The 24,875-nt window shown below is 60.8% G+C and carries 20 protein-coding genes, 1 tRNA gene, 1 pseudogene and 2 riboswitches; of the genes and pseudogenes, 11 read left to right on the top strand and 11 right to left on the bottom strand.

Going from position 1 to position 24,875, the window contains the following annotated elements:
* Window positions 1–4: 4 nt before the first annotated feature.
* From cysD to K6301_RS03215, 6 genes are all read left to right on the top strand, one after another.
* Entirely contained in the window at window positions 5–958 is a 954-nt protein-coding gene (cysD, locus tag K6301_RS03240) for a sulfate adenylyltransferase subunit CysD (protein WP_247219264.1), read from the top strand.
* 1 nt (window position 959) lies between these two features.
* Window positions 960–2,447 carry a sulfate adenylyltransferase subunit CysN gene (gene cysN / locus K6301_RS03235; RefSeq protein ID WP_247219263.1) on the top strand — a complete coding sequence of 496 codons (1,488 nt, stop codon included), beginning with the start codon at window positions 960–962 and terminating at the stop codon, window positions 2,445–2,447.
* A 523-nt stretch (window positions 2,448–2,970) separates the two neighbouring features.
* Window positions 2,971–3,047, top strand: a tRNA-Pro gene (locus K6301_RS03230).
* Between the two features lie 131 nt (window positions 3,048–3,178).
* Window positions 3,179–3,337 carry a hypothetical protein gene (locus tag K6301_RS03225; RefSeq protein ID WP_247219261.1) on the top strand — a complete coding sequence of 53 codons (159 nt, stop codon included), beginning with the start codon at window positions 3,179–3,181 and terminating at the stop codon, window positions 3,335–3,337.
* A 298-nt stretch (window positions 3,338–3,635) separates the two neighbouring features.
* Complete coding sequence (locus tag K6301_RS03220) at window positions 3,636–3,971, top strand: hypothetical protein (RefSeq protein ID WP_247219258.1); 336 nt, start codon at window positions 3,636–3,638, stop codon at window positions 3,969–3,971.
* 70 nt (window positions 3,972–4,041) lie between these two features.
* Window positions 4,042–4,785 carry a class I SAM-dependent methyltransferase gene (locus K6301_RS03215; protein ID WP_247219256.1) on the top strand — a complete coding sequence of 248 codons (744 nt, stop codon included), beginning with the start codon at window positions 4,042–4,044 and terminating at the stop codon, window positions 4,783–4,785.
* 18 nt (window positions 4,786–4,803) lie between these two features.
* Here K6301_RS03215 and K6301_RS03210 read toward each other — a convergent pair whose 3' ends face one another.
* Window positions 4,804–5,508: an SDR family oxidoreductase gene (locus K6301_RS03210; RefSeq protein WP_247219254.1), complete on the bottom strand. Its 705-nt coding sequence runs from the start codon at window positions 5,506–5,508 to the stop codon at window positions 4,804–4,806.
* Between the two features lie 138 nt (window positions 5,509–5,646).
* Here K6301_RS03210 and K6301_RS03205 point away from each other — a divergent pair, with 138 nt between their 5' ends.
* Complete coding sequence (locus K6301_RS03205; protein WP_247220472.1) at window positions 5,647–6,273, top strand: histidine phosphatase family protein; 627 nt, start codon at window positions 5,647–5,649, stop codon at window positions 6,271–6,273.
* Window positions 6,274–6,277: 4 nt separating this feature from the next.
* Here the strand turns inward: K6301_RS03205 and K6301_RS03200 are convergent.
* From K6301_RS03200 to K6301_RS03155, 9 genes and pseudogenes are all read right to left on the bottom strand, one after another.
* A pseudogene (locus K6301_RS03200) lies at window positions 6,278–7,299 on the bottom strand (DUF6925 family protein).
* 145 nt (window positions 7,300–7,444) lie between these two features.
* The gene (fdhA, locus tag K6301_RS03190; protein ID WP_134651664.1) at window positions 7,445–8,635 is read right to left on the bottom strand and encodes a formaldehyde dehydrogenase, glutathione-independent; all 1,191 of its coding nucleotides are present in this window, start codon (window positions 8,633–8,635) and stop codon (window positions 7,445–7,447) included.
* Window positions 8,636–8,815: 180 nt separating this feature from the next.
* Window positions 8,816–9,016: riboswitch (cobalamin riboswitch) on the bottom strand.
* A gap of 82 nt (window positions 9,017–9,098) precedes the next feature.
* Window positions 9,099–10,088 carry a class 1b ribonucleoside-diphosphate reductase subunit beta gene (gene nrdF / locus K6301_RS03185; protein ID WP_247219248.1) on the bottom strand — a complete coding sequence of 330 codons (990 nt, stop codon included), beginning with the start codon at window positions 10,086–10,088 and terminating at the stop codon, window positions 9,099–9,101.
* A 14-nt stretch (window positions 10,089–10,102) separates the two neighbouring features.
* Window positions 10,103–12,250 carry a class 1b ribonucleoside-diphosphate reductase subunit alpha gene (nrdE, locus tag K6301_RS03180; RefSeq protein ID WP_247219246.1) on the bottom strand — a complete coding sequence of 716 codons (2,148 nt, stop codon included), beginning with the start codon at window positions 12,248–12,250 and terminating at the stop codon, window positions 10,103–10,105.
* Entirely contained in the window at window positions 12,247–12,645 is a 399-nt protein-coding gene (gene nrdI / locus K6301_RS03175) for a class Ib ribonucleoside-diphosphate reductase assembly flavoprotein NrdI (RefSeq protein WP_247219244.1), read from the bottom strand. The genes nrdE and nrdI overlap by 4 nt, the downstream gene beginning before the upstream one ends.
* Window positions 12,646–12,653: 8 nt before the next feature.
* On the bottom strand, window positions 12,654–12,875 hold the full coding sequence (gene nrdH / locus K6301_RS03170) for a glutaredoxin-like protein NrdH (protein ID WP_203319665.1): 222 nt from the start codon (window positions 12,873–12,875) through the stop codon (window positions 12,654–12,656).
* Window positions 12,876–13,125: 250 nt separating this feature from the next.
* Window positions 13,126–13,342, bottom strand: a riboswitch (cobalamin riboswitch).
* Between the two features lie 209 nt (window positions 13,343–13,551).
* The gene (locus K6301_RS03165; RefSeq protein ID WP_247219242.1) at window positions 13,552–14,778 is read right to left on the bottom strand and encodes an aromatic ring-hydroxylating oxygenase subunit alpha; all 1,227 of its coding nucleotides are present in this window, start codon (window positions 14,776–14,778) and stop codon (window positions 13,552–13,554) included.
* 164 nt (window positions 14,779–14,942) lie between these two features.
* Entirely contained in the window at window positions 14,943–16,283 is a 1,341-nt protein-coding gene (locus K6301_RS03160) for an O-antigen ligase family protein (RefSeq protein WP_247219240.1), read from the bottom strand.
* Window positions 16,267–17,001 carry a glycosyltransferase family 25 protein gene (locus tag K6301_RS03155; RefSeq protein ID WP_247219238.1) on the bottom strand — a complete coding sequence of 245 codons (735 nt, stop codon included), beginning with the start codon at window positions 16,999–17,001 and terminating at the stop codon, window positions 16,267–16,269. The genes K6301_RS03160 and K6301_RS03155 overlap by 17 nt, the downstream gene beginning before the upstream one ends.
* Window positions 17,002–17,400: 399 nt before the next feature.
* Here K6301_RS03155 and K6301_RS03150 point away from each other — a divergent pair, with 399 nt between their 5' ends.
* From K6301_RS03150 to K6301_RS03140, 3 genes are all read left to right on the top strand, one after another.
* Window positions 17,401–17,967 (top strand): sugar transferase, encoded by a 567-nt coding sequence (locus tag K6301_RS03150; RefSeq protein ID WP_247219236.1) that lies wholly within the window; start codon window positions 17,401–17,403, stop codon window positions 17,965–17,967.
* A 109-nt stretch (window positions 17,968–18,076) separates the two neighbouring features.
* A complete protein-coding gene (locus tag K6301_RS03145; RefSeq protein ID WP_247219235.1) occupies window positions 18,077–19,918 on the top strand; it encodes a polysaccharide biosynthesis protein in 1,842 nt (613 codons plus the stop codon).
* A gap of 24 nt (window positions 19,919–19,942) precedes the next feature.
* Window positions 19,943–20,878, top strand: a complete 936-nt coding sequence (locus tag K6301_RS03140) for an NAD-dependent epimerase/dehydratase family protein (protein WP_247219234.1) — start codon at window positions 19,943–19,945, stop codon at window positions 20,876–20,878.
* A 149-nt stretch (window positions 20,879–21,027) separates the two neighbouring features.
* Here the strand turns inward: K6301_RS03140 and K6301_RS03135 are convergent, their stop codons facing one another.
* A complete protein-coding gene (locus tag K6301_RS03135; protein WP_343298939.1) occupies window positions 21,028–22,200 on the bottom strand; it encodes a nucleotide sugar dehydrogenase in 1,173 nt (390 codons plus the stop codon).
* Between the two features lie 399 nt (window positions 22,201–22,599).
* Here K6301_RS03135 and K6301_RS03130 point away from each other — a divergent pair, with 399 nt between their 5' ends.
* Window positions 22,600–24,555: an acyltransferase family protein gene (locus K6301_RS03130; protein ID WP_247220468.1), complete on the top strand. Its 1,956-nt coding sequence runs from the start codon at window positions 22,600–22,602 to the stop codon at window positions 24,553–24,555.
* Window positions 24,556–24,875: the final 320 nt, after the last annotated feature.

The following is a 24,875-nucleotide window of genomic DNA, read 5'->3' as shown; positions in this document are numbered from 1 at the left end:
TTCCATGTCCGACATCCGTAACGAGGCGGAAGCGAAGCAGAACGCAACGCCCAAGCCGCCGCTCGATCCGCACCTCAAGGCGCTGGAAAACGAGGCGATCCACATTTTCCGCGAGGTCGCTGCCGAATTCGAGCGTCCCGTCATGCTCTATTCCATCGGCAAGGACAGTTCCGTCCTGCTGCATCTGGCGCGCAAGGCCTTCTATCCCGGCCGCGTGCCCTTCCCGCTCCTGCACGTCAACACGGGCTGGAAGTTTGCCGAGATGATCGCCTTCCGCGACAACATCGTGAAGGAATACGATCTCGACCTGATCGAGCACATCAATCCGCGCGGCGCGGCCGAAAACGTCACGCCCTTCACGCATGGTTCGGCGCTCTACACCGACATCATGAAGACCGAGTCGCTGCGCCAGGCGCTCGATGCCGGCAAGTACGACGCGGCGTTCGGCGGCGCGCGCCGCGACGAGGAAGCCTCGCGCGCCAAGGAGCGCATCTACTCGTTCCGCACGCCCGACCACCGCTGGGACCCGCGCAACCAGCGCCCGGAACTGTGGAACATCTATAACGGCATGATCCGACAGGGCGAGAGCGTGCGCGCCTTCCCGCTTTCCAACTGGACCGAAGTCGACATCTGGCGCTACATCCAGGCCGAGGATATCCCGATCGTGCCGCTCTATTTCGCGAAGAAGCGCCCCTTCGTGGAGCGCGACGGCATGATGATCATGGCCGAGGATCCGCGCCTGGAGCTGCTGCCCGGCGAAGTCCGCCAGGAGGGCGTCATCCGCTTCCGCACGCTCGGCTGCTTCCCGCTGACCGGTGCCATCCGCTCCAACGCCGCCACGCTCGACGACATCATCGCCGAGCTGGAGACGGCCACCGTCTCCGAACGCCAGGGCCGCGCGATCGACCGCGACCAGTCCGGCTCCATGGAAAAGAAGAAACGCGAAGGGTATTTCTGAGATGACCGTTTCCGCCACTGCAACCGCCGAAGCGCTTCCGATCGAAGCGCCGGCCGCTGAACAGGCCCGCGCGATCCGCGATTCCCGCCCGCTTCGCCTCATCACCTGCGGCTCGGTCGACGACGGCAAGTCGACGCTGATCGGCCGCCTGCTCTGGGATACCAAGGCCGTCAAGGAAGACCAGGCCGCGACGCTGCACCGCGACAGCGGCAAGCAGAACGATCTCGGCCTGCCCGATTTCGCGCTGCTGCTGGACGGTCTCCAGGCCGAGCGCGAGCAGGGCATCACCATCGACGTGGCCTATCGCTACTTCTCGACGGACCGCCGCTCGTTCATCGTCGCCGATACGCCCGGCCACGAGCAGTATACCCGCAACATGGCCACCGGTGCCTCCACGGCGGACCTCGCCGTGCTCTTGGTCGATGCCCGCGCCGGCATTCTCGAACAGACGCGCCGCCATGCCACCATCGCTTCGCTGATGGGCATCCGGCAGTTCGTGCTCGCCGTCAACAAGATCGACCTGACGAATTACGAGCGCGCCCGCTTCCTCGAAATCGTGCACGATTTCAAGGAGTTCGCGCTGACGCTCGGTGTCACGCAGATCACCGCTATTCCGATGTCGGCGCTGAAGGGCGAAAACGTCGTTTATGACGGCCGCGCCTCTATGCCCTGGTATGACGGCCCGACGCTCGTCGAGACGCTGGAAAAGGCCACCACGCGCTCCAACCAGACCGTCGGCTTCCGCCTGCCGGTGCAGCGCGTCTCGCGTCCGGGCGAAAGCTTCCGCGGCTACCAGGGCACGGTCGCCGGCGGCTCGGTGAAGCCGGGCGATTCGGTCGTCGTCCTGCCGTCCGGCATGGTGGCGAACGTCACCAAGATCGTGACCTTCGACCTCGTGCGCAATGCCGCCGTCGCGGGCGATGCCATCACGCTCGTGCTCGACCGCCAGGTCGACGTTTCGCGCGGCGACATGATCGTCGCCATCGACAGCCAGCCGATGACCGGCCGCGGCTTCGATGCCCAGATCGTGGCGCTCCAGCCCGAAGGCATCGAGCTGGGCAAGCGCTACTGGCTGAAGAGCGGCTCGCGCCGCCAGCGCGTGCTCATCGAGCCCGTGAGCCAGCTCGACCTGAAGACCTCGAAATGGAGCTCCGCCGAACGGCTCGGCATGAACGCCATCGGCAAGGTGCATCTCACCTTCGACGAGCAGGCGATCTGCGACACCTACGAGCAGAACCGCACGACCGGCGCCTTCATCCTCATCGACCCCGACACCAACAACACGGTGGCCGGCGGCATGATCACGGGGCGGCGCTCGGAGCTGGGAGGCATCCACAAGGACGACCAGCGCGTGCTGCTCTCGCTTCCCGCCGATCTCGCCGAGAAGATCATGGCGAGCGAACTCTTCGCAAGCCGCCGCCAGGATGTCGACATTCGCCACACCACCGCCGGCCGCGCCGCGGAAATCCTTGGCGATCTGGACGAATAGGTCACGGTTCATCGATAGACGCAGAAGCGGCGCCCCTCGGGCGCCGCTTTTCGTTTCGGCTGTGTCACTACGGCACGACCGCAAAAGAAAGGCACCCTTCGCCAGCAAGCCTGGTGCGAGGGTGCCTTTCATGATCCGGGCTCCGGCTCCTGTGCGCCGACCGATCCGAAAATCCTCAGAAGAAGAAGTACCAGATCAGCAGGACTGCGAAGAGCGGAACGCCCATCAACCAGAGAATAAAAGCGCGAGCCATGGTTGTTTCCTTTCCTTTATTGCGTTGGACGAGGAATGCGCGCACCGTGATTTTGTTCCACCAAGGGTGGGTACCAGCTGGTGTAACGGCCGGCCGCGGGGCCTGCGTTTCCGTCTCCCGACACGGGCCCACGCCGTCCCCGGGCCGCGATTTGAGCCCGCGCGAGAAAAATCCCGCGGCCTCCCCGGGCTTTCCCCAAGATCGCGGATTTTTTTGAACTTTTCCGCTTGTCGAACGGCTGAGCCTGTTCTATAGAGGCGCCGCTGGTCACGGAGTGTAGCGCAGTCTGGTAGCGCACCACGTTCGGGACGTGGGGGTCGAGTGTTCGAATCACTCCACTCCGACCAGCTGAAACCGCTGGAAGATCAGGCGGTCGAATGTTTCCCGAACTTCTTCAGAATTGCGACGATGGCTGCGGCGGTTGCCGGTGTTCGTGTGTGTTGTTATCGTGCCGCAAACGCCTGAATCGGGAGCTTGGATGACGCGTCACACGATAGCGACCGCGCTTCTTTGCGTTTCGGCTGCCGGCATCGGGTTTGCCCTGCTCGCCTTCGTGATCGGCCTCTTCCCGTGGAGCCTGGCGCTGCTGGCGGTCATCGGGCTGGTGGTCGTGAGCCATCTTTTTGCCCGGCGGTAACGGTCGCGCAGCACTCAATTCCCTCACCGTAAATGGACTGACCCTATGCTGAAAGTGATTGCCCAGGACTTCGTCGATTTCTGAGACGTCGGTTCGGCCATGAAGCAGTCGCTTGGCGCCGGGCCGGCGGTTGCAGCCCACTGTTGCAAATCCGCACGTTTCCCGCCCCATGTCCGGGGATGACCACAAACTTGGCGTGGAGGTGATTCCCCTTTTGCGAGCACTGCGCTATGGCGAAATCAGGGGCCCGTCCCGAGTCACCGGGAACGGCTGAACGAAGTCCAAGGAAATGGCACATATGAACTCCCGCATCGCAATCCTGGCAGGCTTGGCGCTTGCCCTTACCGCATGCACCACCGTCAGCGTTCCCACGAACCCGCTGCAGGCGCGTTGGAACGGCAAGACCGCCGGCAGCTTCTTTGCCGCCTACGGCCCGCCGATTTCCGACACGAGCGCGGGCGGCACGACGCTCTACAAGTGGCGCGGCGGCTTCTCGAAGGGCCGTTCCTGCTCCGTCGAGCTGACCGTGAACGATGCCTACCGCATCACCAATATCCGCGCGATTGGCGACCGCGTCGACCCGAAGGGCGGCCCGAGCCATTGCGAGACCGTGCTCGACGCCGCGAACACGTGACGGGCGGCTGACCCCGCAGACCTGACAAGGGCCATGCGGCGACGCATGGCCTTTTTTCATGGAGGAAGACATGGAAGACCGCCTCTACCACGACCCCGCCCTTGCCGATTTCTACGATCTCGAAAACGGCTGGGACCGCTCCGAGGACTTCACCTTCTGCCGGGCGCTCGCCGCCGATGCCGACAGCGTGCTCGACCTCGGCTGCGGCACGGGGGAACTGGCGGTCGCGCTGTCCGGCGACAGGATGGTCGTCGGTATCGATCCGGCGCCCGCCATGCTGGAGATCGCGCGCGCCAAGCCGGGTGCGGCGCGTGTCGACTTCATCGAGGGAGATGCGCGCACGCTGCGGCTTGGCCGGCGCTTCGCGCTCGTCATGCTGACGGGGCACGCCTTCCAGGTGTTCCTCACGCCCGAGGACCGGCGCGCCGCGCTCGCCACCATCGCCGCGCATCTGGCGCCCGGCGGCCGCTTCATCTTCGACAGCCGCGACCCGGCCTGCCGCGAATGGGAGGAATGGGGGCCGGAGGGTTCGCGACGCCGCCTCGAGCATCCCCGGTTCGGCGCCGTGCAGGCGTGGAACGATGCGGCCTTCGACGCCGGCACCGGCATTGTGACCTACGAAACGCATTATGAGATAGAGCAGACCGGCCAGCGCCTGGCGGCCGCCTCGCGCATCGCCTTTCCGGCCAAGGAAGAGCTGGAGGCGCTGATTGCCGACGCCGGCCTGCGGGTCGAGCGCTGGTACGGCGACTGGCAGGGCAAGGCCTGGGCGCCCGGCGCGCGCGAGCTCATCCCGCTCGGCACGCTTGCCTGACGCCCCACAGGCGCTTCCTCAGACGGACCGCATCAGGCCGCCATCGACGCGGATGTTCTGGCCCGTGATGTAGCCGGCGCCCTCCGAGGCGAGGAAGGCGACGGTCGCGGCGATCTCCTCGCTGGTGCCGTAGCGCTTCATCGGCACGCTGTCGCGCCGCTCCTCGGTGCCCGGCAGGCTGTCGATCCAGCCCGGCAGCACATTGTTGATGCGGATGTTGTCGGCCGCATAGGTGTCGGCGAAGATCTTCGTATAGGCGGCAAGCCCTGCGCGGAACACGGCCGAGGTCGGGAACATCGACGAGGGCTCGAAGGCCCAGGCGGTGGAGATGTTGACGATCGACCCGGACTTCTGCGCCTTCATGATCGGCGCCACCAGCCGCACGGGCCTGACGACGTTCAGGAGATAGACGTCCATTCCCTTGTGCCAGTCCTCGTCCGTGATGGCGGTGATCTCGGCGCGCGGGCCGTGGCCGGCGCTGTTGACCAGCACGTCGATGCGGCCAAAAGTCGAGACGGCGAAGTCGACGAGCCGCTTGAGGTCGTCGTTGGACTGGTTGGAGCCGGTGACACCGATGCCGCCCAGCTCGGCGGCCAGCGCCTCGCCCTTGCCCGACGAAGACAGGATGGCCACCTTGAAGCCATCTGCCGCCAACCGCCGTGCCGAGGCCGCGCCCATGCCGCTGCCGCCGGCGGTGATCACCGCTACCTTGTTCTCGCTCATACCTGTCTCCCGTCTTCGAATGAGAACCGTTGATAGCACCTTCCGCCCCCGCGCGCGAAGCACCTTCCGTCGCCGGACCAATGCGATTATCAATCGAACAACCGAGCGCCCCGCCATGGAGCATGACAGATCGTGACTATGCCAGAAGACGCGCCCGCAGCGCGCCCGCGCCGGGCAACCCGCGTCACCCTGCTGTGCCGCGGCGCCACGGCTGCCAACCGGCAGGCACGGTTCTCCGCCGGTGATAGCCTCCTGCCGAAGGAGCCGGCCCGCGCGGCGGCTCTTGCCGAGAGCCTTCGGCCCTTCGACCGCGTGTTCTGCGCGCCGGAGGCCTGTGCGGCCGAAACGGCGGCGGCCTTCTCCGCCGCACCGATCCCCTGCCCGGCGCTGCGCGATCTCGACTATGGTTCGTGGAGCGGAGAGACGGTGGACGAAATCGCGAAGCGCTTTCCAGACGCGCTGCGGCACTGGATGGCCGATCCGGCCGCGGCCCCGTATGGCGGGGAAAGCTTCGAGACGGCGGCCAGCCGTGCCACGGGCTGGCTCGATGGATTGCACGGCACCGGCGGGCGCATCCTCGCCGTGACGCATGCCATGCTGCTCAAGCTGGTTTTCGCGCATGTGGTGGGCGCACCGTTGACGGCGGTGTGGCGCATCGATGTCGAGCCGCTCGGCTTTCTCGACCTGTCGAGTGATGGGCGCCGATGGGCGCTGCGCGGTTTCGGCGCCGGCCTGCCCCCGGCCGGTCCCGACAGCGGCGCGTGACGGTTCAGCCCGTTGCGGCGAGCGGCAGGAACGGCACGATGGCGCCCGTCGCCTCGTGGCCCGGCGCGTCCTCATCCGCCGCAATTCCCTCCGCGCCTCTGTCGAGCACGGCGCGCCATTGCGAGACCAGCGCCAGATAGGAGCCGCCGCCGAAGCGGCGCGCCATCCTGTCCTGCTGGCGCAGCGTGATGCGCACCGTCGCGCGGCTGAAACGATCGGTGTGGGAGAGGAAGGATTCCGGCTCGACACGCCGCGCCAGCCCATCCAGCACCGCCTTGCGCAGGATGGGCAGGTCCGGGCGGGCGAACTGCGCAAAGAGATCCTGGAAGCGCGCATGGTCGTCGATGTCGAAATCGAGATCGCGGCCCAGGCTGTCCATGACGGGATTGGCGGGATGCAGATAGCCGAGCGGCACATGGTATTTCGGGATCGGCGTGTTGGCCGAATGGGTGCGCCGCGAGCGGATGAGGTGCGGCAGGAGATGGGTGTGCGGCCCCGGCGGCGAGACACCGCCCGTATCCGGGCCGCCGATCTTCTGGAACACCTCGATACGGCCGAGACGGGTCAGCGCGACGCGATGCGGATGCGCCTTCAGGATGGCGGCCGTCGCCGGATTGTGCGGATCGAACAGGCTGCGGCCGGTCTCGGCGCGCAGGATGGCGAGAAGGGCCGGATCGTTGGTGCGGATGCAGAAATCGCATTGCGGCAGGGCAAGGCCGAGATCGAAGAGGATGGCGGCTCTGTCTGCCACGCGCACCGCCTCCGCGTCGGGGCCGAGTTCGGTCAGCGCTTTGCGGCCGTTCATCGCCGCGTCGCGCTGCGGCAGGCAGAGTGCTACGCCATGGCTCCAGCGCTGCGGGCGGCAGCTCAGCGCCTCATAGGCGACGAGCACAATCTGCCCGACCGTATCGGCATCGAGCCGGATGGCGCCGCGCGGGTGGCGCGCACGAAGAGCGTGGGCGCATCGGCCTGCAGATACTCGCCCGGGTCCTGGTGGAATTCCGCAACGGCGCCGTAAGACCCCATGCTCCACCCGGCCCGCCGGTCGATGAGATGATCGATCAGGACATCCCTGATATCCGCCATGGTTTCCTCCGTCTCGATTGAACGCCGCGGCGTTGCATCGGCGTGGACCGCGCCGGCCTTTTACTGCCGGCGCGATACCGGTTTGTCAGGCGGCCTTGAGCAGGTCGCCGTGCGGGTCGAGCACGAACTTGGTCGCCGCGCCCTGGTCGAAGCTCTCGTAACCCTGGACGGCATCGTCGAGCGCGATGATCTTCGCGTTGACGATGTCGGCGATGGGCAGGCGGTCGTGCAGGATGGCCTGCATGAGCTGCCGGTTGTACTTGAGAACAGGCGTCTGGCCGGTGTGGAAGGACTGCGCCTTCGCCCAGCCGAGGCCGAAGCGCAGCGAAAGGCTACCCTGCTTGGCGGCGCTGTCGACGGCGCCCGGATCTTCCGTGACATAGAGCCCAGGAATGCCGATCGAGCCGGCGGCGCGGGTGATCTCCATCATCTGGTTGAGCACGATGGCCGGCTGCTCGCCGCCCGCATGGCCGCGCGCCTCGAAGCCGACGGCGTCGATGGCGCTGTCCACCTCGTTCGTGCCAACGACCTCGGCGATCATGTCACCGAGACGGTCGCTCTTGGAGAGGTCGATCGGCTCGAAGCCCACCCGAGCGGCGTGCGCCAGACGGTCCTTGTTGAAGTCGCCGATCATCACGACCGCCGCGCCGAGAATGCGCGCGGACGCGGCCGCCGCAAGCCCGACCGGGCCGGCACCGGCCACATAGACCGTCGAGCCGACGCCCACGCCGGCCTTGACGGCGCCGTGAAAGCCCGTCGGCAGGATATCGGAGAGCATGGTGAGGTCGCGGATCTTCGACATGGCCTTGTCGCGATCCGGGAACTTCAACAGGTTGAAATCGGCATAGGGGATCGTGACGTAGCGAGCCTGACCGCCGATCCAGCCACCCATGTCGACATAACCATAGGCACCGCCGGCGCGCGAGGGATTGACGGTGAGGCACACGCCAGTGTCCTGCGACTTGCAGCAACGGCAGCGCCCGCAGGCCACGTTGAACGGCACCGATACGATGTCGCCGATTTGAAGCATCTCGACGTCGATGCCCTTCTCGATGACCTCGCCGGTGATCTCGTGGCCGAGGACGAGGCCAGGCATGGCCGTCGTGCGACCGCGCACCATGTGCTGGTCGGAGCCGCAGATATTCGTCGAGATCACCTTGAGGATCACGCCGTGTTCGATACGGCGGCCATCGGGGGCCTCCAGCTTCGGGTCGTCGATGTCGCGGACCTCGACCTTGCCGGGTCGCATGTAGACGACGCCTCTGTTCCTGCTCATGTCTGTCTCCTCCTGGGTTTTGCCTCGTCCAGCCCGCCTGATGCGCGCCGGATCCTCTCGGAACGACCGCGCAGGCCAACGGGCGGAGCGCGGACCGTCGCTCGACGAAGGATGGAGAGGAGAAGGAAACGGGCCTATCGAGAGGACGCCGTTCACCTCTCGATCGCCCACCGCAATCGGCCGAGTCATCGTTCCAGGGCTGGTTTCCGGGCTTCGGAACTGTCCTTTCGGACGCTGCCGGCACCTTCCCGGCCTGATAGCCAGTGGTCTCTGCCGGAGCTTCGTTCCGCTACCGTTGCGGGGGCAGCGCCGGTATTCGACCGGCTTCCCAATTATCCATCCCGACTTGGCCGGGACGGCACCCTGAACGCACCCAGAAAATCATCCGGCAGGCCGAAAGACCCTCGGGAATACGACATCGACGGCGCCCCGAGCGACACGCCGCCGAACCGGCCGCCGCGGCTCAGAAATCCCAGTCGTCATCCTCGGTCGCGACCGCCTTGCCGATGACATAGGACGAACCGGAGCCGGAGAAGAAGTCGTGGTTCTCGTCGGCGTTCGGCGACAGCGCCGAGAGGATCGCCGGATTGACCTTGCAGGCTTCCGGCGGGAATAGCGCCTCGTAGCCGAGGTTCATCAGCGCCTTGTTGCCATTGTAGTGCAGGAACTTCTTGACGTCCTCGCTGAGACCGACGCCGTCATACAGCTCTTCGGTATAGCGGGCCTCGTTGTCGTAGAGCTCCAGCAGGAGATCGAAGGCGAAATCCTTGATCTCCTGTTGCCTGTCGGCGCTCAGGCGCTCGGCGGCGCGCTGGAACTTGTAGCCGATGTAATAGCCGTGCACCGCCTCGTCGCGGATGATGAGGCGGATCATGTCGGCGGTGTTGGTGAGCTTGGCGCGGCTCGACCAGTACATCGGCAGATAGAAGCCGGAATAGAACAGGAAGCTTTCGAGGAAGACGGAGGCGACCTTCTTCTTCAAGGGATCGGTGGACGCGTACTGCTCCATGATCAGCGCCGACTTCCGTTGCAGGAACTCGTTTTCCTCCGACCAGCGATAGGCGTCGTCCACATCGGGCGTCAGGCAGAGCGTCGAGAAGATCGAGGAATAGGAGCGCGCGTGCACGGCCTCCATGAAGGAGATGTTGGAAAGCACGGCTTCCTCATGCGGCGTCGCCGAATCCTCCATCAGCCTGACGGAGCCGACGCCGTTCTGGATCGTGTCGAGCAAGGTGAGCCCGGTGAAGACGCGGATGGTGAGCTTCTGCTCTTCCGGCTTCAGCGTCGCCCAGGAGGGAATGTCGTTGGACAGGGGCACCTTCTCCGGCAGCCAGAAATTGCCGGTCAGGCGGTTCCAGACCTCCAGATCCTTGTCGTCCTCGATGCGGTTCCAGTTGATGGCGCGCACGGCGGCGGCAGCCTTTGGCGCCTTGGTCGTCACTTGGATATTCATGGTCTTCCCCGAAATCAAAGCGCACACGAGACACAGCCCTGCACTTCCGTGCCTGACAGCGCCATCTGGCGAAGGCGGATGTAGTAGATGGTCTTGATGCCCTTCTTCCAGGCGTAGATCTGCGCCCGGTTGATGTCGCGTGTCGTCGCGGTGTCGCGGAAGAACAGCGTCAGCGACAGGCCCTGATCGACATGCTGGGTGGCCGCCGCATAGGTGTCGATGATTTTCTCCGGGCCGATCTCATAGGCGTCCTGGTAGTAATCGAGGTTGTCGTTGGTCATGAAGGCGGCGGGATAGTAGACGCGGCCGATCTTGCCTTCCTTGCGGATCTCGATCTTCGAGACGATCGGGTGGATCGAGGAGGTCGAGTGGTTGATGTAAGAGATCGAGCCGGTCGGCGGCACGGCCTGGAGGTTCTGGTTGTAGAGCCCGCCGTCCATGACAGCCGACTTCAGTTCCTGCCAGTCCTGCTGCGTCGGGATGTGTATACCGGCTTCTTCGAAGATGCCGCGCACCTGCTCCGTCGCCGGCAGCCATTCCTGCCCGGTGTATTTGTCAAAATATTCGCCCGAGGCATATTTGGAATTCTCGAAGCCCTTGAAGCTCACGCCTTTCTCGACGGCCAGCCGGTTCGAGGCGCGCAGAGCGTGATACGTCACCGTGTAGAAATAGATATTGGTGAAATCGACGCCTTCCTCCGAACCGTAGAAGATGCGCTCGCGGGCAAGATAGCCGTGCAGGTTCATCTGGCCGAGCCCGATGGCGTGGCTGTCGTCGTTGCCCTTCTCCACGGAGGGGACGGAGGAGATGTGGCTCATCTCAGAAACGGCCGTGAGCGCACGGATAGACGTCTCGATGGTCCGTCCGAAATCCGGCGAATCCATCGCGGCCGCGATGTTGAGCGAGCCGAGATTGCAGGAGATATCCTTGCCCATCTTCGCATAGGAAAGATCGGCGTTGAACGCGCTCGGTTCGCTGACCTGCAGGATTTCCGAGCAGAGATTGCTCATGGAGATGCGGCCCGCGATCGGGTTCGCGCGGTTCACCGTGTCCTCGAACATGATGTAGGGATAGCCGCTTTCGAACTGGATCTCGGCGATGATCTGGAAGAAATCGCGCGCCTTGATCTTCTTCTTCCTGATGCGGCTGTCCTCGACCATCTCGCGGTATTTTTCGGTGACAGAAATCTCGGAGAAGGCGACGCCGTAGACGCGTTCCACGTCATGCGGCGAGAACAGGTACATGTCCTCGTTGTTCTTCGCCAGCTCGAAGGTGATGTCGGGAATGACGACGCCGAGCGACAGGGTCTTGATGCGGATCTTCTCATCCGCATTCTCGCGCTTGGTATCGAGGAAGCGCATGATATCGGGGTGATGAGCGTTGAGATAAACGGCGCCCGCCCCCTGCCGCGCGCCGAGTTGGTTGGCGTAGGAGAAACTATCCTCCAGCAGCTTCATGACCGGGATGACGCCGGAGGACTGGTTCTCGATCTGCTTGATCGGCGCGCCCATCTCGCGAAGGTTGGTGAGCGACAGCGCCACCCCGCCGCCGCGCTTGGAAAGCTGGAGCGCCGAGTTGATCGCGCGGCCGATGCTTTCCATGTTGTCCTCGATGCGCAGCAGGAAGCACGAGACGAGCTCGCCGCGCTGCTTCTTGCCGGCATTGAGGAAGGTCGGCGTCGCCGGCTGGAAGCGGCCGGAGATGATCTCGTCGACGAGATCGCGGGCAAGCTGCTCGTTGCCGCGGGCCAGCGCCAGCGCCACCATGCAGACGCGGTCCTCGTAGCGCTCCAGGTACCGTTTTCCGTCGAAGGTCTTCAGCGTGTAGGAGGTGTAGTACTTGAAGGCCCCCAGGAAAGTCGGGAAGCGGAACTTCCTGTCATAGGCGTGGTCGAAGAGGTCGCGCACGAAATTGAAGGAATACTGGTCGAGCACCTCCTGCTCGTAATAGCCCTCCGTCACCAGATAATCGAGCTTCTCCCGCAGGTTATGGAAGAACACCGTGTTCTGGTTGACGTGCTGGAGGAAATATTGCTTGGCCGCCTGCCGGTCCTTGTCGAGCTGGATCTTACCCTCTTCGTCGTAGAGGTTCAGCATGGCGTTGAGCGCGTGATAATCCAGCGCCGTGATTTCCGGCACCTTTGCCGGCTTGTCTATCGTCATCGTGTCCAAAATCGTTCCAGCCCTTGTCTGACGTTGTCGACATCCTCATCCGTTCCGAGCAGTTCGAAACGATAGAGGTACGGCACGGCGCATTTTGCGGAGACGATGTTGCCCGCAAGAGCATATCCGGTGCCGAAATTGGTGTTCCCGGCCGCGATGACACCGCGGATCAGGTTTCGATTGTGCGGGTCGTTCAGGAAGCGGATCACCGGCTTCGGCACCGCCCCCTTTTCCCCGCCACCGCCATAGGTCGGCGAGACCAGCACGAAGGGCGCCTGCGCCGGCGGCGGCTCGTCCCTCGCATCCACCGGCAGGCGGACGGCCGCGACGCCGAGTTTTTCGACGAAGCGGCGGGTGTTCTCCGACCGGCTTGAAAAATAGACGAGCCCGCTCATCGGCCCGCTCAGGCGAGCGCGCTGATCATGTCCGGGCGGAAACCGGCCCAATGCCGCTCGCCCGCGATGACGACGGGAACCTGGCGATAGCCGAGACCCTGCACCAGCGCGAAGGCATCGGCATCCTCGGAGACGTCGACGACCCTATAATCGATGCCCTGGCGATCAAGCGCGCGCGTGGTCGCGGTGCACTGGACGCAGGCGGGCTTGGAATAGACTGTTATGGACATGGTTTTCCTCGTTTTCGATCAGGCATGGGGAAGCGACCGGCCATCCGCCGATGACCGTTCGAAACAGTGCAGAGAAATAAGCGACCGCCCGCGGGACGACCGGTCAGGGGCGTCCGCCTAAACGCGCGGAGAGACTGTAAACAAGATCGACATGGCTTCACCCCGAGAGACAGTTTCAGCAGGGTGCACAGGGAGACGCGGGGGCGAGATCATTCGCGACCCGTCGCTCGCCATCCGGACACCCCGCCCGTGGACGTTCATGCGCGAGGCAGGTCTCCTGGCTCACGGGTCGACACGGTCATCCGTCTTCCCAAGGCATTGGCGCCTCAGTGACATCATCGGATGAACGCTCACCGCTTACAGTTGCGGGGGCAGCCCCGGATAATGCGGCCATCATGGCCGCCCCGGGTTCCCATCTTAGCCATCGACACTTTCGAATCGAAGGAACCTCGAACACAAGATATAGTAGACGAGGTAAAAAATGCGTCAACAGCTATGATCGGTTATCCAGTAATTCGTCGAGCTGTTGGGCGCGCGAAATGGTGCCCTGCATCGGAAATCGTCGCGCGCGACCTACATAGCGACGTCGCGCGCCGGCAGCGCGTCGATTGCCGTTATGATGCCGGGCATCCCGCGAAGGGAGCGATGGCCCGGACATTCCGAGCCGAGAGAACGATTACGGACGGCTGATCTCGTCCAGGTACCACTCGATGTAGCGCAGCTCGTTCTGCTCCATCGGCGCGATCGGTCCGGGCACGAAGTAGTGCGACTGCACGCCGCGTGCGGTGTGCTCGATGATCGCCTTGTCCTCTTCCGTCGTGACCTTCCACAGCCAGGTGAGCTTGGCGAGGTCGTAATCCCTACCCTCTTCCGCCTTGCCGTCGACGAGCCAGATCAGCTCCATCTCGCAGCTTTCCGCGGATTTCGGAATGAAGCGGTAGATCATGCCGTGATCGGGATAGCAGACGAGGAACGTGGTGCCGCCGAGATGGATGGAGGTGACGCCGCCATCGAAATCGGTGAAGCGGCCCATCAGCGGCGCGACCGCCTTGCCGTCCTCGCTGCCGCTCTGCACGCCGTCATACAGCGCATAACGGAAGGCGTGGATCGCCTCGCGGCCCTCGCGCGACGTCTGCCAGTGATTGCCCGAGCCGACCTCGATGCCGAGCGCGCAGGTGCGTGCCTCCATCGCCTCGTTCAGCGCCTCGATCATGTGCAAAGGCTGTTCCAGCGCATGGGTCTGCGAATATTCCGGATGCGCCGGGCCGCAATGATAACATTCGACATAGTTTTCGACGGCGAGCTTCCAGTTCGCCGCCACCGGATAGGTCTCGCGGTGCGCCACCTTCGCGCTCGCCCAGCCATATTGCCCGCAGGTGGCATGCAGCAGGTTCTCGACCTCGGAAAAATCGAGCGGCTGTTCGGCAAAGGAAATGAAGATCAGCCCTTCGACCACGCGGACGTTGAGCGTCTTCAGGCCATGATCCTCACGCCTGAAATCCTTCGGCATCAGCCGCGCGGCCTTGAGGCTGCCGTCGTTGCCATAGGTCCAGGCGTGGTAGGGACAGACGAAAACGCGCGCATTGCCCTTCTGTTTCGTGCAGACCTCAGCCCCGCGATGGCGACAGACGTTCAGCACCGCATGGACGCTGCCATCCGCCGCACGCGTGACGATCACCTGCTCGGTATCGATGCGGAAGACCTCGAAATCGTTGACGTTCGGGATCACGCTCTCATGCGCGATACAGTGCCAGTGCCGGCGGAACACCCGCTCCATGTCGCGCCGGTAAATGTCTGCATCCTGATAAAACGCCCGCGCCAGCCCATGCCCCGCCCGATGCCCCGCGACGAGACCATCGATGCGATCGCCAACACCATCGATTACAGCTTCAAGAGCACTCATCCCGCACACGACCCTCAATGACAATTTGACGCCAAGTATTCCGGGGTGCCGGACGACCGGCAAGATGCCGGAGAGAGGGGAATTAATCGAGTAGGTCGATTAGGGGGGCCACCTTTCCGGCTTGCGCAGGGAGCCGTAATCCGGTGGGTTTGCCGAGACGCGGGCTAAATCTTGACAGACAAACGCTCGAGGTCCTCACGTCGCATCCAATCTTCCTGCGCGAGACTGATCGCAAACACGGCCGCGGCGCCCAGAATGAAAAAGGATTCACCCAGAGCGAGACGGTTGTTGGAGTTCGTCGTTATCGTGCAGAAGAAGAAGAAGCCGAGACTGTACAAATAGGCTGTAAGGCTGGAGGAGATGACACCACTGCGGTGCGCAGCATGGATGCGGCGGACGGAGATCACCACGAAAACAAGCAGGAAGGCCATTCCGAGCATGCCGTGACGAACCATGATTTCAAGATAACCATTATGGATCAACGTGAAGTCGACGTCCGCGTAGGTCGTCTTGCGCCACTCACGCAGCCATTCATTGCCCCAACCAAAGAGCGGAGCGGCCCGGATCAACTCAATGGCATTCGACCACAATTTCAGACGTTCGCGCATGGGTGACGGTGTCGACGGGTCAGCGATCGCCCTTTGCATGGATGCAATCGGCCCCTCCGTCGTAACGGTGTCATCCGTCAGTTTCGCCGCGGCTTCGATCGTGGGGCCTGCAACCTTCTCGACATAGGAGGTTGAAATCAAAACCATCGCCACCGCAGTCAAGAAGAGGCCGCTCAAGAGATGCAACCGCCATCTGCCCGCATGATGGAGCAACGTTAGAGTAGCCATCAGAACCATGACGAAGACGAGCGCCAACCAAGCGCCTTTCGATTGCGCGCCAAGAGCGCCGAAAAGACTAAGAATGGCCGTGAGTACACCCAGCCCTAACACCGGCAACTTGAAACGGCCTCTCAAACGCCCGGTCTCCGCCGCGTAGAGCGACCAGAAGACTGAGGTCAAGAAAAGCATGCAACTGCCAATCCCCGCATGAATGGGATTGTTGTGAAATAGCGGCGCCGCCCTCGCACCTGCCAGGATCGTGGTAGGGCTCAGCGTGGTCAGGAGCGCCACGAAACCAACGAAAACAATCAACGTGGCGGCCGCGAACACATAGGCTCTGGTGGCGTAGAGGGCCACACCAACAATCGGAAACACGGCTGGGAAGATGTAGAGCCATTCCGATGTACCCTTCTCTCCGGCAACAAACACGCCAAAGAGAAAGCGGCCGGCCGCGTAAAGAGCCCAAACGTAGCAGGCGGTCGCCAACCAGTCCCGGGAAACGCGTCGAACGTCATCCTTCTGCCAGACAACGGCGAATACGACCAACGCGATGGAGATATAGCGATAGGCATCGCTCTCCACCAGCATGGCGGATGCCATGAGCGCCCAAAAAACACAAAACAGCACGGCATTCACACGAGTGCGCGATACCGAAGGTAGCTCAGCCATTTCGCGCATATCCGATCCTGCAAATAGTCTCCCGGATTCGGATAGCGTATGTCCTGAACCGCTTCCACCAGGGAAACTTGGTGGAACGGTATACAGAACTCGTGGCAATCGTCGTGCTATCACGGCCTGGAGCGGCCACGTCATAACGCGTCGTATAGATTTGCGCATCGTAAGCCCAGCCACGCTCCAAGGCGACATCCCACGGATATTCCATGATGTTCAGGCCTTCGAGCAAACGCTTGGCGCCTTTCCGTGTAACAACATAACACGCGGCGGATCCTTGCGGGCCATGCGACGCACGACCGATCTCATCGCCCGCTTCCGAAGTCGTGACATGCTTGAAACCGACAACGCGATGGTTGCATAGCTTCACGACATCCGCATCCGGAATGGCTTTGATAGCTGCGTCGGCACGCACAACAAGATCCACAGACAGCTTAATATCATCTTCCACAATGACAGCTGTGAGTTCACCCGTCGCGTAGAATGCGGCAAGTGCTCCCAAATGGCTTCGATAACAGCCGTATTCGCCAGGCAGCATGCTACGGCCATTGTTACGTTTGAATTTTTTTGAATTACAGTCGACGCGCTCTTCGGGCGGCGTTTCTGCACCATCAACCCCCGAAATTCGAACTAAATCAAAGCCAAAAGCGTCTGCACTTAGAGATAGACTCCTCCAGCGATCGACCGAACGGTCAAGATTGATCGCGTAGATACGAATGCTCATCCCAAACCATTTTCCTGATACACAGATCGTCACTGATACGGTCGCGAACGAGCCTCGCCGTCTTGCGGCTTGCGCGTAACACTCTCCGCCGCATGTCTGCAAGTGGCTTATGATAGAACGCTCATCCAATCTTGATAACACAGCGTTTCGTAGCGACCTACACTGCTCTGGAGCACTCCTTCGGCTACTCTAGCGAACGCCATTATCATGCATCGTGGCGCAGCGAAGGACGTGGCTGTGATGCCCCCGGCACCTGATGAAGCGGCTGCATCATATCACATCGCTTTGCTCCTGTTCCGATGGCTCCTATCTGCGCTTCATGACGCTGGTGATTGGAAGCAATTTGTCCTATTCACGCGCGGATTGTCTATCCGTAAATCCAGTTCGAGGCGATTAACGATGGTTTTGAAGCGTACATGCGATATCGCCCTGGCCTTCGTTGCGCTTGCCGCTCTCGCTCTGCCTATGGCTGTTCTTGCAGTTGCAGTCCGCACCACATCAAAAGGGCCGGTTCTTTACTGGTCGCAACGCGTCGGCCGTGGCAATCATCTGTTTTGGATGCCCAAATTTCGTACGATGCAGATCGATACGCCCGTCGTCGCCACCCATCTGCTCGGGGATCCTGCGAGACACCTGACCCCTCTCGGCAGCTTCCTGCGCAAGACGAGTCTGGATGAACTTCCGCAACTCTGGTGCATCCTTAAGGGGGAGATGAGCTTCGTGGGGCCCCGCCCTGCTCTTTTCAATCAGGAAGATCTAATAGCCGCACGCACATCGCGGGATGTACATTTGCTTTTGCCTGGGCTCACAGGCTGGGCTCAGGTAAATGGTCGGGACGAGCTGGCGATTGAAGACAAGGTCGCATTGGATACCGAGTACCTTAGGCGACAAAGCTTTCTTTTCGATTTGCGCATTCTGGCCATGACCGTCATAAAAGTGGTCGGCGCAACCGGCATTCAACATTAGCGAGTTTAGTGGCAGGATCATGTTGACCTCGGAATGGATCGACCGACCTCTGGTCAGGCGCCTTAGGGAAAGAATCATCCGAACGCCCCGCTTTTGGAAGCGGGTTTTGATGATCATTTTCGACATCATGGCTCTGATGTTCGCGCTCTGGGCAAGCTATGCCATCCGCCTGTCCATTTGGACGCCGGCGATAACAAGCGAGCGCTTGCTTCTTGCAGCGCTGGCTCCTGTGGTCGCGATTCCCGTGTTCATTCGGCTGGGCTTATACCGGTCCGTGATTCGCTATCTACCGGAGGCGGCGATCTGGACCATAATCAAGGCGATGCTCATCGCCACGATGAGCTGGGTCATTATCATCTTTCTAATGGAAATGGCAGGCCAGGGCATCGTCCCCCGATCCGTACCCTTCCTTTATTTCATCCTGGGAACACTCCTGATTGGCGGTATGCGCTTTGCTGCCAAGTGGGTCCTCGTTTCGGGTACAGGCTTGCGCCGCGACGAAGAACCGATTTTCATCTACGGTGCAGGGCCGGCTGCCGCCCAACTGGCACGTGCTCTTAAAGGCCATGGTAATCGCTACGTCATGGGGCTGATCGACGACGATCCTGCCAACCATGGCCGCGACCTCGGCGGTTACCGCGTCTTTTCTTCCAATGACCTGTCGTCACTCATCGATCGATACGGAATCAAGGAAATAGTGCTCAGCATGTCGTCCATCCCAGTGACTAGACGACAGGCCGTGCTTAGCCGCGTGACGGGCCTCGGCATCAAGATTCGTAGCCTGCCGGATATTTCGGACCTCGTGGACGGGCGCTACATCGTCAGCCAAATTCGCGAAATCGAGATTGATGAACTGCTCGGAAGATCTTTTGTGCCGGCCGACAATGAACTGCTCGACCAAGCGCTTACCGGCAAGACCGTCATGGTCACCGGCGCCGGTGGCTCCATCGGCTCGGAGCTGTGTCGTCTTATCGTCCGCCGGAAACCGAAGAAGCTCATTCTGTTCGAAGCGAGCGAATACTCACTTTACCGGATCGAGCAGGAACTGCTGGCGGCGGGAGACTACCCGATCGTCCCGGTTCTTGGCTCAGTGACAGACCCCAAGACGGTGGAACGAGCCATCAGGACCCATGGCGTCCAGGTTCTCTATCACGCCGCGGCCCACAAACACGTCCCGCTCGTTGAGGCGAATGTGCTTGAAGGAATCCGGAACAACGTTTTCGGCACCTTGACCGTGGCGACTATTGCGTTGGAGCAGAAAATCGAAAGCTTCGTGTTGATCTCATCCGACAAGGCGGTTCGGCCTACGAATGTGATGGGGGCAACGAAACGCTGGGCTGAACTCATCGTTCGGCAGATGGCGATTGAGGCGCATTCAAAATCGGAAAAGCAAGTCTTCTGTGCCGTTCGTTTTGGCAATGTAATCGGCTCGAACGGCTCGGTCGTGCCACTCTTCAAGCAGCAGATCGCCAAGGGCGGCCCTGTTACGGTCACCGATCCGGACATGACCCGTTACTTCATGGCGATCCCGGAAGCCGCAGAACTGATCGTCCAGGCAGGCGCTCTGTCTGTCGGAGGGGATGTCTTCCTGCTGGACATGGGCGAACCCGTGCGTATCGGGGACCTTGCCGAGAACATGATCCGGCTGGCCGGCTTCCATGTCCGGGACAGCAAGAACCCCGACAACGGCATTGCCATCGAGGTCATCGGTAAACGGCCGGGAGAAAAACTCTTCGAGGAACTGTTTTACGACCGCAACAACGCTCGGCCGACACGCCATCCGAAAATCATGCGGGCGGATTCGACCGGGATCGCTCGCTATGACATAGCAGCCTGGCTTCAGGATATCGAACAGGCGATACTTGCTGGAGACGAAGTGCAGGCCAAGAAACTTCTATTTGCCCTGATTACCGCCGAGGATCCGCCAGAACAGGCGATCGCGCACGGCTGACCGCAGGGCTGAGACAGATTTCCCATGGGAATAACACTGATCACAGGGGCATCGGGATTCATCGGATCCCATTTAATGGCCGAGATGGCGCGTCGCGGCTTGCCCGCCCGGGGTATCAGCCGACAAACGCTGCCGGGCCTGGTAACGGTGCCCTCCTACGGTCCCGAAATGGATTGGCGCGACTATCTGATAGGCGTCGATACTGTGGTGCATCTCGCAGCACGCGTTCATGTCATGCGCGAGACGACCACAGACCCGCTTGCTGTGTTTCGCGAAGCCAATGTCACCGCGACAACCAATCTTGCGCGTCAAGCTGCCAAGGCGGGAGTACGTCGATTCGTCTTCGTCAGTTCGATAAAAGCAATCGGTGAGCGGACCGAACCCGGAAAACCGTTCACCGCCATCGACCCACTGGATCCAAAAGACCCTTATGGTATATCAAAAGCCGAAGCAGAAGCAGCGCTTATAGCTTTGGGCCGGCAAACCGGCCTGGAAATTGCGATCGTCCGCCCTCCGCTCGTCTACGGTGCGGGGGTTGGTGGCAATTTCCGCAGTCTGATGAAATGGGCAGCCCTCGGCATACCCTCGATCTTCTCGGCCGTAAGGAATAAGCGCTCCTTCATTCATGTCGGAAATCTTTGCGATCTCCTGATCACAATGCTCGATCATCCCAACGCGGCGAACCAAGTGTTCTTGGCAAGCGACGGGCATGACCTTTCGACGCATAAACTGCTTTCACAATTGACCTTGGCAGCGGGGCACCGACCAAGGAGCATTCCGGTTCCTCCTGCCTTCCTACGTGGTATCGGGGTGCTTACGAGGCACCAAGAGGCTGTCGCGCGCCTGACGGAGAATCTTCAAGTCGATGCGGCACCTACCTGCCATTTGCTGGGATGGCGACCGCCATTTTCCATCGCCGAGGCGATGGAGTTGTGTCATGACTCGAAAGTTCGTGGTTGAGGAAGACCTGCCCCACGTGAGATCGGGCGCTGTTTGCGAACCGGATATGACCACAAGCGACCTCAGCCAAATTCGGCGCGCTTAACGTTCAATGGTCGCCGCACTTCACAAGACCGCATTCAATGCAGAATTGCTCGCTTAACGCGTCATTAGTCCCTTAAAAAAACATCACGCGTGTACACCTTGTCCCAGACGTCGTCGAGGTCCTCGGAACGGCGATTGGCGATGATGACGTCGGCGCGGCGCTTGAAGTCTTCAAGGTTGCGCACGATCTCCGAGCGGAAAAACGTGCCCCCTTCGAAATCCGGCTCGTAGATGATGACCGGGATTCCCTTCGCTTTGATACGCTTCATAATGCCCTGGATAGAGGACTCGCGGAAATTGTCCGATCCCTTCTTCATCGCCAGGCGATAAACACCAACAACACCCGGATCACGCGCCACGATATCTGCGGCCAGGAACTCCTTTCGTGTTGTGTTCGCGTCGACGATGGCGCGGATGAGGTTCTGCGGCACGTCGCTGAAGTTCGATAACAACTGTTTCGTGTCCTTCGGAAGGCAATACCCCCCATAGCCGAAGGAGGGGTTGTTGTAGTGCTGGCCGATGCGCGGATCGAGGCCGACGCCCTCGATGATCTGGCGCGTGTCGATGCCATGGGTCATGGCATAGGAGTCGAGTTCGTTGAAATAGGCGACGCGCATGGCGAGGTAGGTGTTGGCGAAAAGCTTGATCGCCTCCGCCTCGCCGGCGCCAGTGAAGAGCACTGGCACGTCCGCCTTCACCGCGCCCTGCTGTAAGAGACCGGCGAATTGGCGCGCCTCCGGAGTGTCCGCTCCCATGACGATGCGCGAGGGATGGAGGTTGTCGTAAAGCGCCTTGCCTTCGCGCAGGAATTCCGGTGAAAACAGGATTTTTTGGTCGCCACGGGCCGCGCGCAGCCACGCGGTATAACCCACCGGGATAGTGGACTTTATGACGATAGTGGCATCCCGGTTGACCTGCCGGACATCTTCGACAACGGCCTCGACGGTCGTCGTATCGAAGTAATTGTGGTCGGGGTCGTAGTTGGTGGGAGTCGCGATGACAACGAAGTTGGCCGTGGCAAAGGCTTCTACCTTGTCCGTCGTTGCCCGCAGATGCAGCGGCCTTGTTTTCAGGTAATACTCGATCTCCGCATCGGCGATCGGCGAAATGCCCTCGTTCAGCATCGCAACACGCTGAGCGTCGATATCGTATGCGATCACATCATTATGCTGGGCAAGCAGCACGGCATTGGAGAGACCGACATAGCCGATGCCTGCGACTGTTACGTTGATGACCATACGAGCCTCTGGCGAGAAAGGGACTGCTCTAACCACGCCAGATAAGCAGGTCTGTGATTCATCGTCCTAGTTCAACCCTCCGCCCACGGTTTTCTCGACTTCCCGGGCAATTTCGAACATATAACCAACACCGGTGGCTTAATTGAAATCAAGCGCCTCCCCCTTATCCCCCAAACCTATCTTGATACGTGTATTGCAGGTAAAAACTCGTTGCTCAGGCTACGCCTCCAACGACATCGATGCGGCTGGCTGAAGATTGCCAACATGTAAATTCTGCAACACACGCCGTTTTTCTCTTTTGTCCGCTAAAACTGATGACGACCTCGTACCTGCCCTGTAGATCTGATATCCATCTCTCTATATCGGATGCGGCATCTGCAACGAGGGGCGGTGGGAAAGATGCTTTTGCGGCAGGGTTTAGGAAGCAGCAGCACTTATTTCGATGAGATCGACGGTCTGCGGGCCATCGCCGTCCTGTCCGTTATTCTATATCACTTCGAGGTGCCCTTCCTAACGGGAGGTTTCATCGGTGTTGATGTTTTCTTTGTCATCTCCGGGTTTCTGATTTCCCGCATAATTCTGGAATCTATCAGTGCCGGCAGATTTTCCTTTATCGATTTCTATACCCGGCGGGCAAAACGGATTTTGCCCGCGATGTTTGTCGTTGTAGGCGCAACGCTGATCACCGGATATTGCGTATACCCGCCACAGGATTTCGTGGAATTCCGGGAAAGCGCATTCTTCGCAGCAACGTTTCTTGCCAACCTCTATTACAACGCCGGTTCCGATTACTTCGCCGCTGACACGGAAGCGCAGCCATTTTTGCACTTCTGGAGCTTGGCAGTTGAGGAACAGTTCTACATCCTCTGGCCGGCACTGCTCGTCGCAATTTCGCTCGTATGCCGCAAGCGTCCTGCCGTACTGCTTTCCCTCATTGCATTCATTGGCCTAATCAGCTTCATATACGGCCAATTGCAGATGCAGACTGACCCACGAGGGGCATTCTATCTGATCTTCGGGAGGGCGTGGGAGTTTTCACTTGGGGCAGCCCTTGTGCTTGCCCCCACCATAGCGACGCGCGAGACGTCGGCCTTAATGAGAGCCGCCGGCGTCATCCTGATCGCCATTTCGGTGCTGACTTTCACCTCTGCATATCCGTATCCTGGCTTTTGGGCGATCATCCCCTGTCTAGGCGCAGCGCTTATCATTTGGCCTGCCCATGAAGCCACGAGTTTCGTTAGCCGAGGGCTTAAGTGGTTTCCTCTCAGGTTTGTCGGACTTATTTCCTATTCAGCGTATCTCTGGCACTGGCCATTGTACGTCATTACGAAGTTCTATTTCGCTGGAAGTAGCCTGGGCGTTCTGGCTGCGCTCTTACTGCTGGCAATCACGATGGTGTTAGCCGCAGCGACTTGGCACTTCATAGAGAATCCGGTGCGCAAATGGCGGCCGCAGGGAATCTTCAAGCCGGCGATCGTTCTGGGAAGCTTCCTCCTGTTTGCAGGTGGCGCGACCACATGGATGGCAAGCTCCATCCCAAGAGAGTGGACATCGGAAACGTACATCGTGAGAGAACAACTGAAACGGGCAGCGCAGGGAGAGCAAACCAACGTGGCCTTTTTCGGCGACAGTTCGTGCCTTACGGGCATCCATCCGCCGACGATTTCGGAGATAACCGGAGATCGAGTCGCCTCATATTGCATGTTTGGGTCGGTAGGCGCCGTGGGGGATGCAGCAGCGATCAGCTTGCTCAAAGAACGTGGTAAGCTCCCTGATAAAATCATACTCGTAATCCACCCCCTGCAACTTTCCAGAGCGGCAATTCCGAAGCGGTGGAAGGACTTGGTTCGGGCGTGCTCCAGCGATCCGCTGTGCGGCTACTCCATCGCCCCTGAGTCGATAGATTTCGGCAGGCTGAAAGGGGCCTTCACGGCACGATATCCGACCGCTAGAGAACTTGTGCGAGAGATTGCGGCAAGTGGGTCGCTGGTCGATCCCAGCCAAAAAGCTCTCACCAAGGCAGTGATAGATCAAAATATGCCAGACTCGTTTCAGGAGCTACAGCAGCCGCTACTTCGTGCATTCAACGGCATAGATCGATCCACAGTGTATCTACTCATTCCTCCAGTTCCTCTCGGACAATCGGATGGCGGCTTTATAAGGGCGAAGAAGGCGATAGCTCGGCTCTTTAAAATCGATCCTTCGCATGTATTAAACACACCAAGCGAGTATCCCGATAGTTACTTTGCCACTCGTTCGCATCTAACCGAGAAAGGTAGAACGGAATTCTCAAAGGCGATCGCGGAAATTCTGATACAGCAGCGAGGGAATGCGACTGTCGCTTTATCTCGATAGGAGATCGGACACAACCTTTACTTTATCTGAGCAGGCCACTCCAAGCGCCGAGGCGTGATAATTTTTCCCTCGCGATTTCACCGCTCGCTGTTCATGAGAAAAAATCGTTGCGAATGGAAAAGAAAGGCGCGGCCGACAGTCTGGCTGATCGGCCTCGGGTGACGGCGGCAACAAAACCCTTGGCGAGAACTGTGACGATACTGGTCGTATTGCAGCAGACCATCAAAGCCACTAAAGGTTCTCCAAATTCGCAGACCTGCAGCTCGGCCCGCCGGTCGTTTCGGTGCCGGCAAGCGAAGCGGCGAGATCATCCTCTTTTG

This window comes from Shinella oryzae (assembly GCF_023038235.1).
GTDB classification, from domain to species: domain Bacteria; phylum Pseudomonadota; class Alphaproteobacteria; order Rhizobiales; family Rhizobiaceae; genus Shinella; species Shinella sumterensis.
Note: the sequence above shows the minus strand (reverse complement) of the source record. Positions and strands in the feature narration are given on the sequence as shown.

What these genes read in the sequence shown, in the direction of transcription:
- nrdF (WP_247219248.1), bottom strand. Translation starts at nt 10,088, where the DNA reads ATGAATATCCAAGTGACGACCAAGGCGCCAAAGGCTGCCGCCGCCGTG.
- K6301_RS03145 (WP_247219235.1), top strand. Translation starts at nt 18,077, where the DNA reads ATGATCATTTTCGACATCATGGCTCTGATGTTCGCGCTCTGGGCAAGC.
- K6301_RS03205 (WP_247220472.1), top strand. Translation starts at nt 5,647, where the DNA reads ATGCCAGAAGACGCGCCCGCAGCGCGCCCGCGCCGGGCAACCCGCGTC.
- fdhA (WP_134651664.1), bottom strand. Translation starts at nt 8,635, where the DNA reads ATGAGCAGGAACAGAGGCGTCGTCTACATGCGACCCGGCAAGGTCGAG.
- K6301_RS03215 (WP_247219256.1), top strand. Translation starts at nt 4,042, where the DNA reads ATGGAAGACCGCCTCTACCACGACCCCGCCCTTGCCGATTTCTACGAT.
- K6301_RS03165 (WP_247219242.1), bottom strand. Translation starts at nt 14,778, where the DNA reads ATGAGTGCTCTTGAAGCTGTAATCGATGGTGTTGGCGATCGCATCGAT.
- nrdE (WP_247219246.1), bottom strand. Translation starts at nt 12,250, where the DNA reads ATGACGATAGACAAGCCGGCAAAGGTGCCGGAAATCACGGCGCTGGAT.
- K6301_RS03140 (WP_247219234.1), top strand. Translation starts at nt 19,943, where the DNA reads ATGGGAATAACACTGATCACAGGGGCATCGGGATTCATCGGATCCCAT.
- K6301_RS03155 (WP_247219238.1), bottom strand. Translation starts at nt 17,001, where the DNA reads ATGAGCATTCGTATCTACGCGATCAATCTTGACCGTTCGGTCGATCGC.
- K6301_RS03135 (WP_343298939.1), bottom strand. Translation starts at nt 22,200, where the DNA reads ATGGTCATCAACGTAACAGTCGCAGGCATCGGCTATGTCGGTCTCTCC.
- K6301_RS03160 (WP_247219240.1), bottom strand. Translation starts at nt 16,283, where the DNA reads ATGCGCGAAATGGCTGAGCTACCTTCGGTATCGCGCACTCGTGTGAAT.
- nrdI (WP_247219244.1), bottom strand. Translation starts at nt 12,645, where the DNA reads ATGAGCGGGCTCGTCTATTTTTCAAGCCGGTCGGAGAACACCCGCCGC.
- K6301_RS03150 (WP_247219236.1), top strand. Translation starts at nt 17,401, where the DNA reads ATGGTTTTGAAGCGTACATGCGATATCGCCCTGGCCTTCGTTGCGCTT.
- K6301_RS03225 (WP_247219261.1), top strand. Translation starts at nt 3,179, where the DNA reads ATGACGCGTCACACGATAGCGACCGCGCTTCTTTGCGTTTCGGCTGCC.
- K6301_RS03210 (WP_247219254.1), bottom strand. Translation starts at nt 5,508, where the DNA reads ATGAGCGAGAACAAGGTAGCGGTGATCACCGCCGGCGGCAGCGGCATG.
- cysD (WP_247219264.1), top strand. Translation starts at nt 5, where the DNA reads ATGTCCGACATCCGTAACGAGGCGGAAGCGAAGCAGAACGCAACGCCC.
- K6301_RS03130 (WP_247220468.1), top strand. Translation starts at nt 22,600, where the DNA reads ATGCTTTTGCGGCAGGGTTTAGGAAGCAGCAGCACTTATTTCGATGAG.
- K6301_RS03220 (WP_247219258.1), top strand. Translation starts at nt 3,636, where the DNA reads ATGAACTCCCGCATCGCAATCCTGGCAGGCTTGGCGCTTGCCCTTACC.
- cysN (WP_247219263.1), top strand. Translation starts at nt 960, where the DNA reads ATGACCGTTTCCGCCACTGCAACCGCCGAAGCGCTTCCGATCGAAGCG.
- nrdH (WP_203319665.1), bottom strand. Translation starts at nt 12,875, where the DNA reads ATGTCCATAACAGTCTATTCCAAGCCCGCCTGCGTCCAGTGCACCGCG.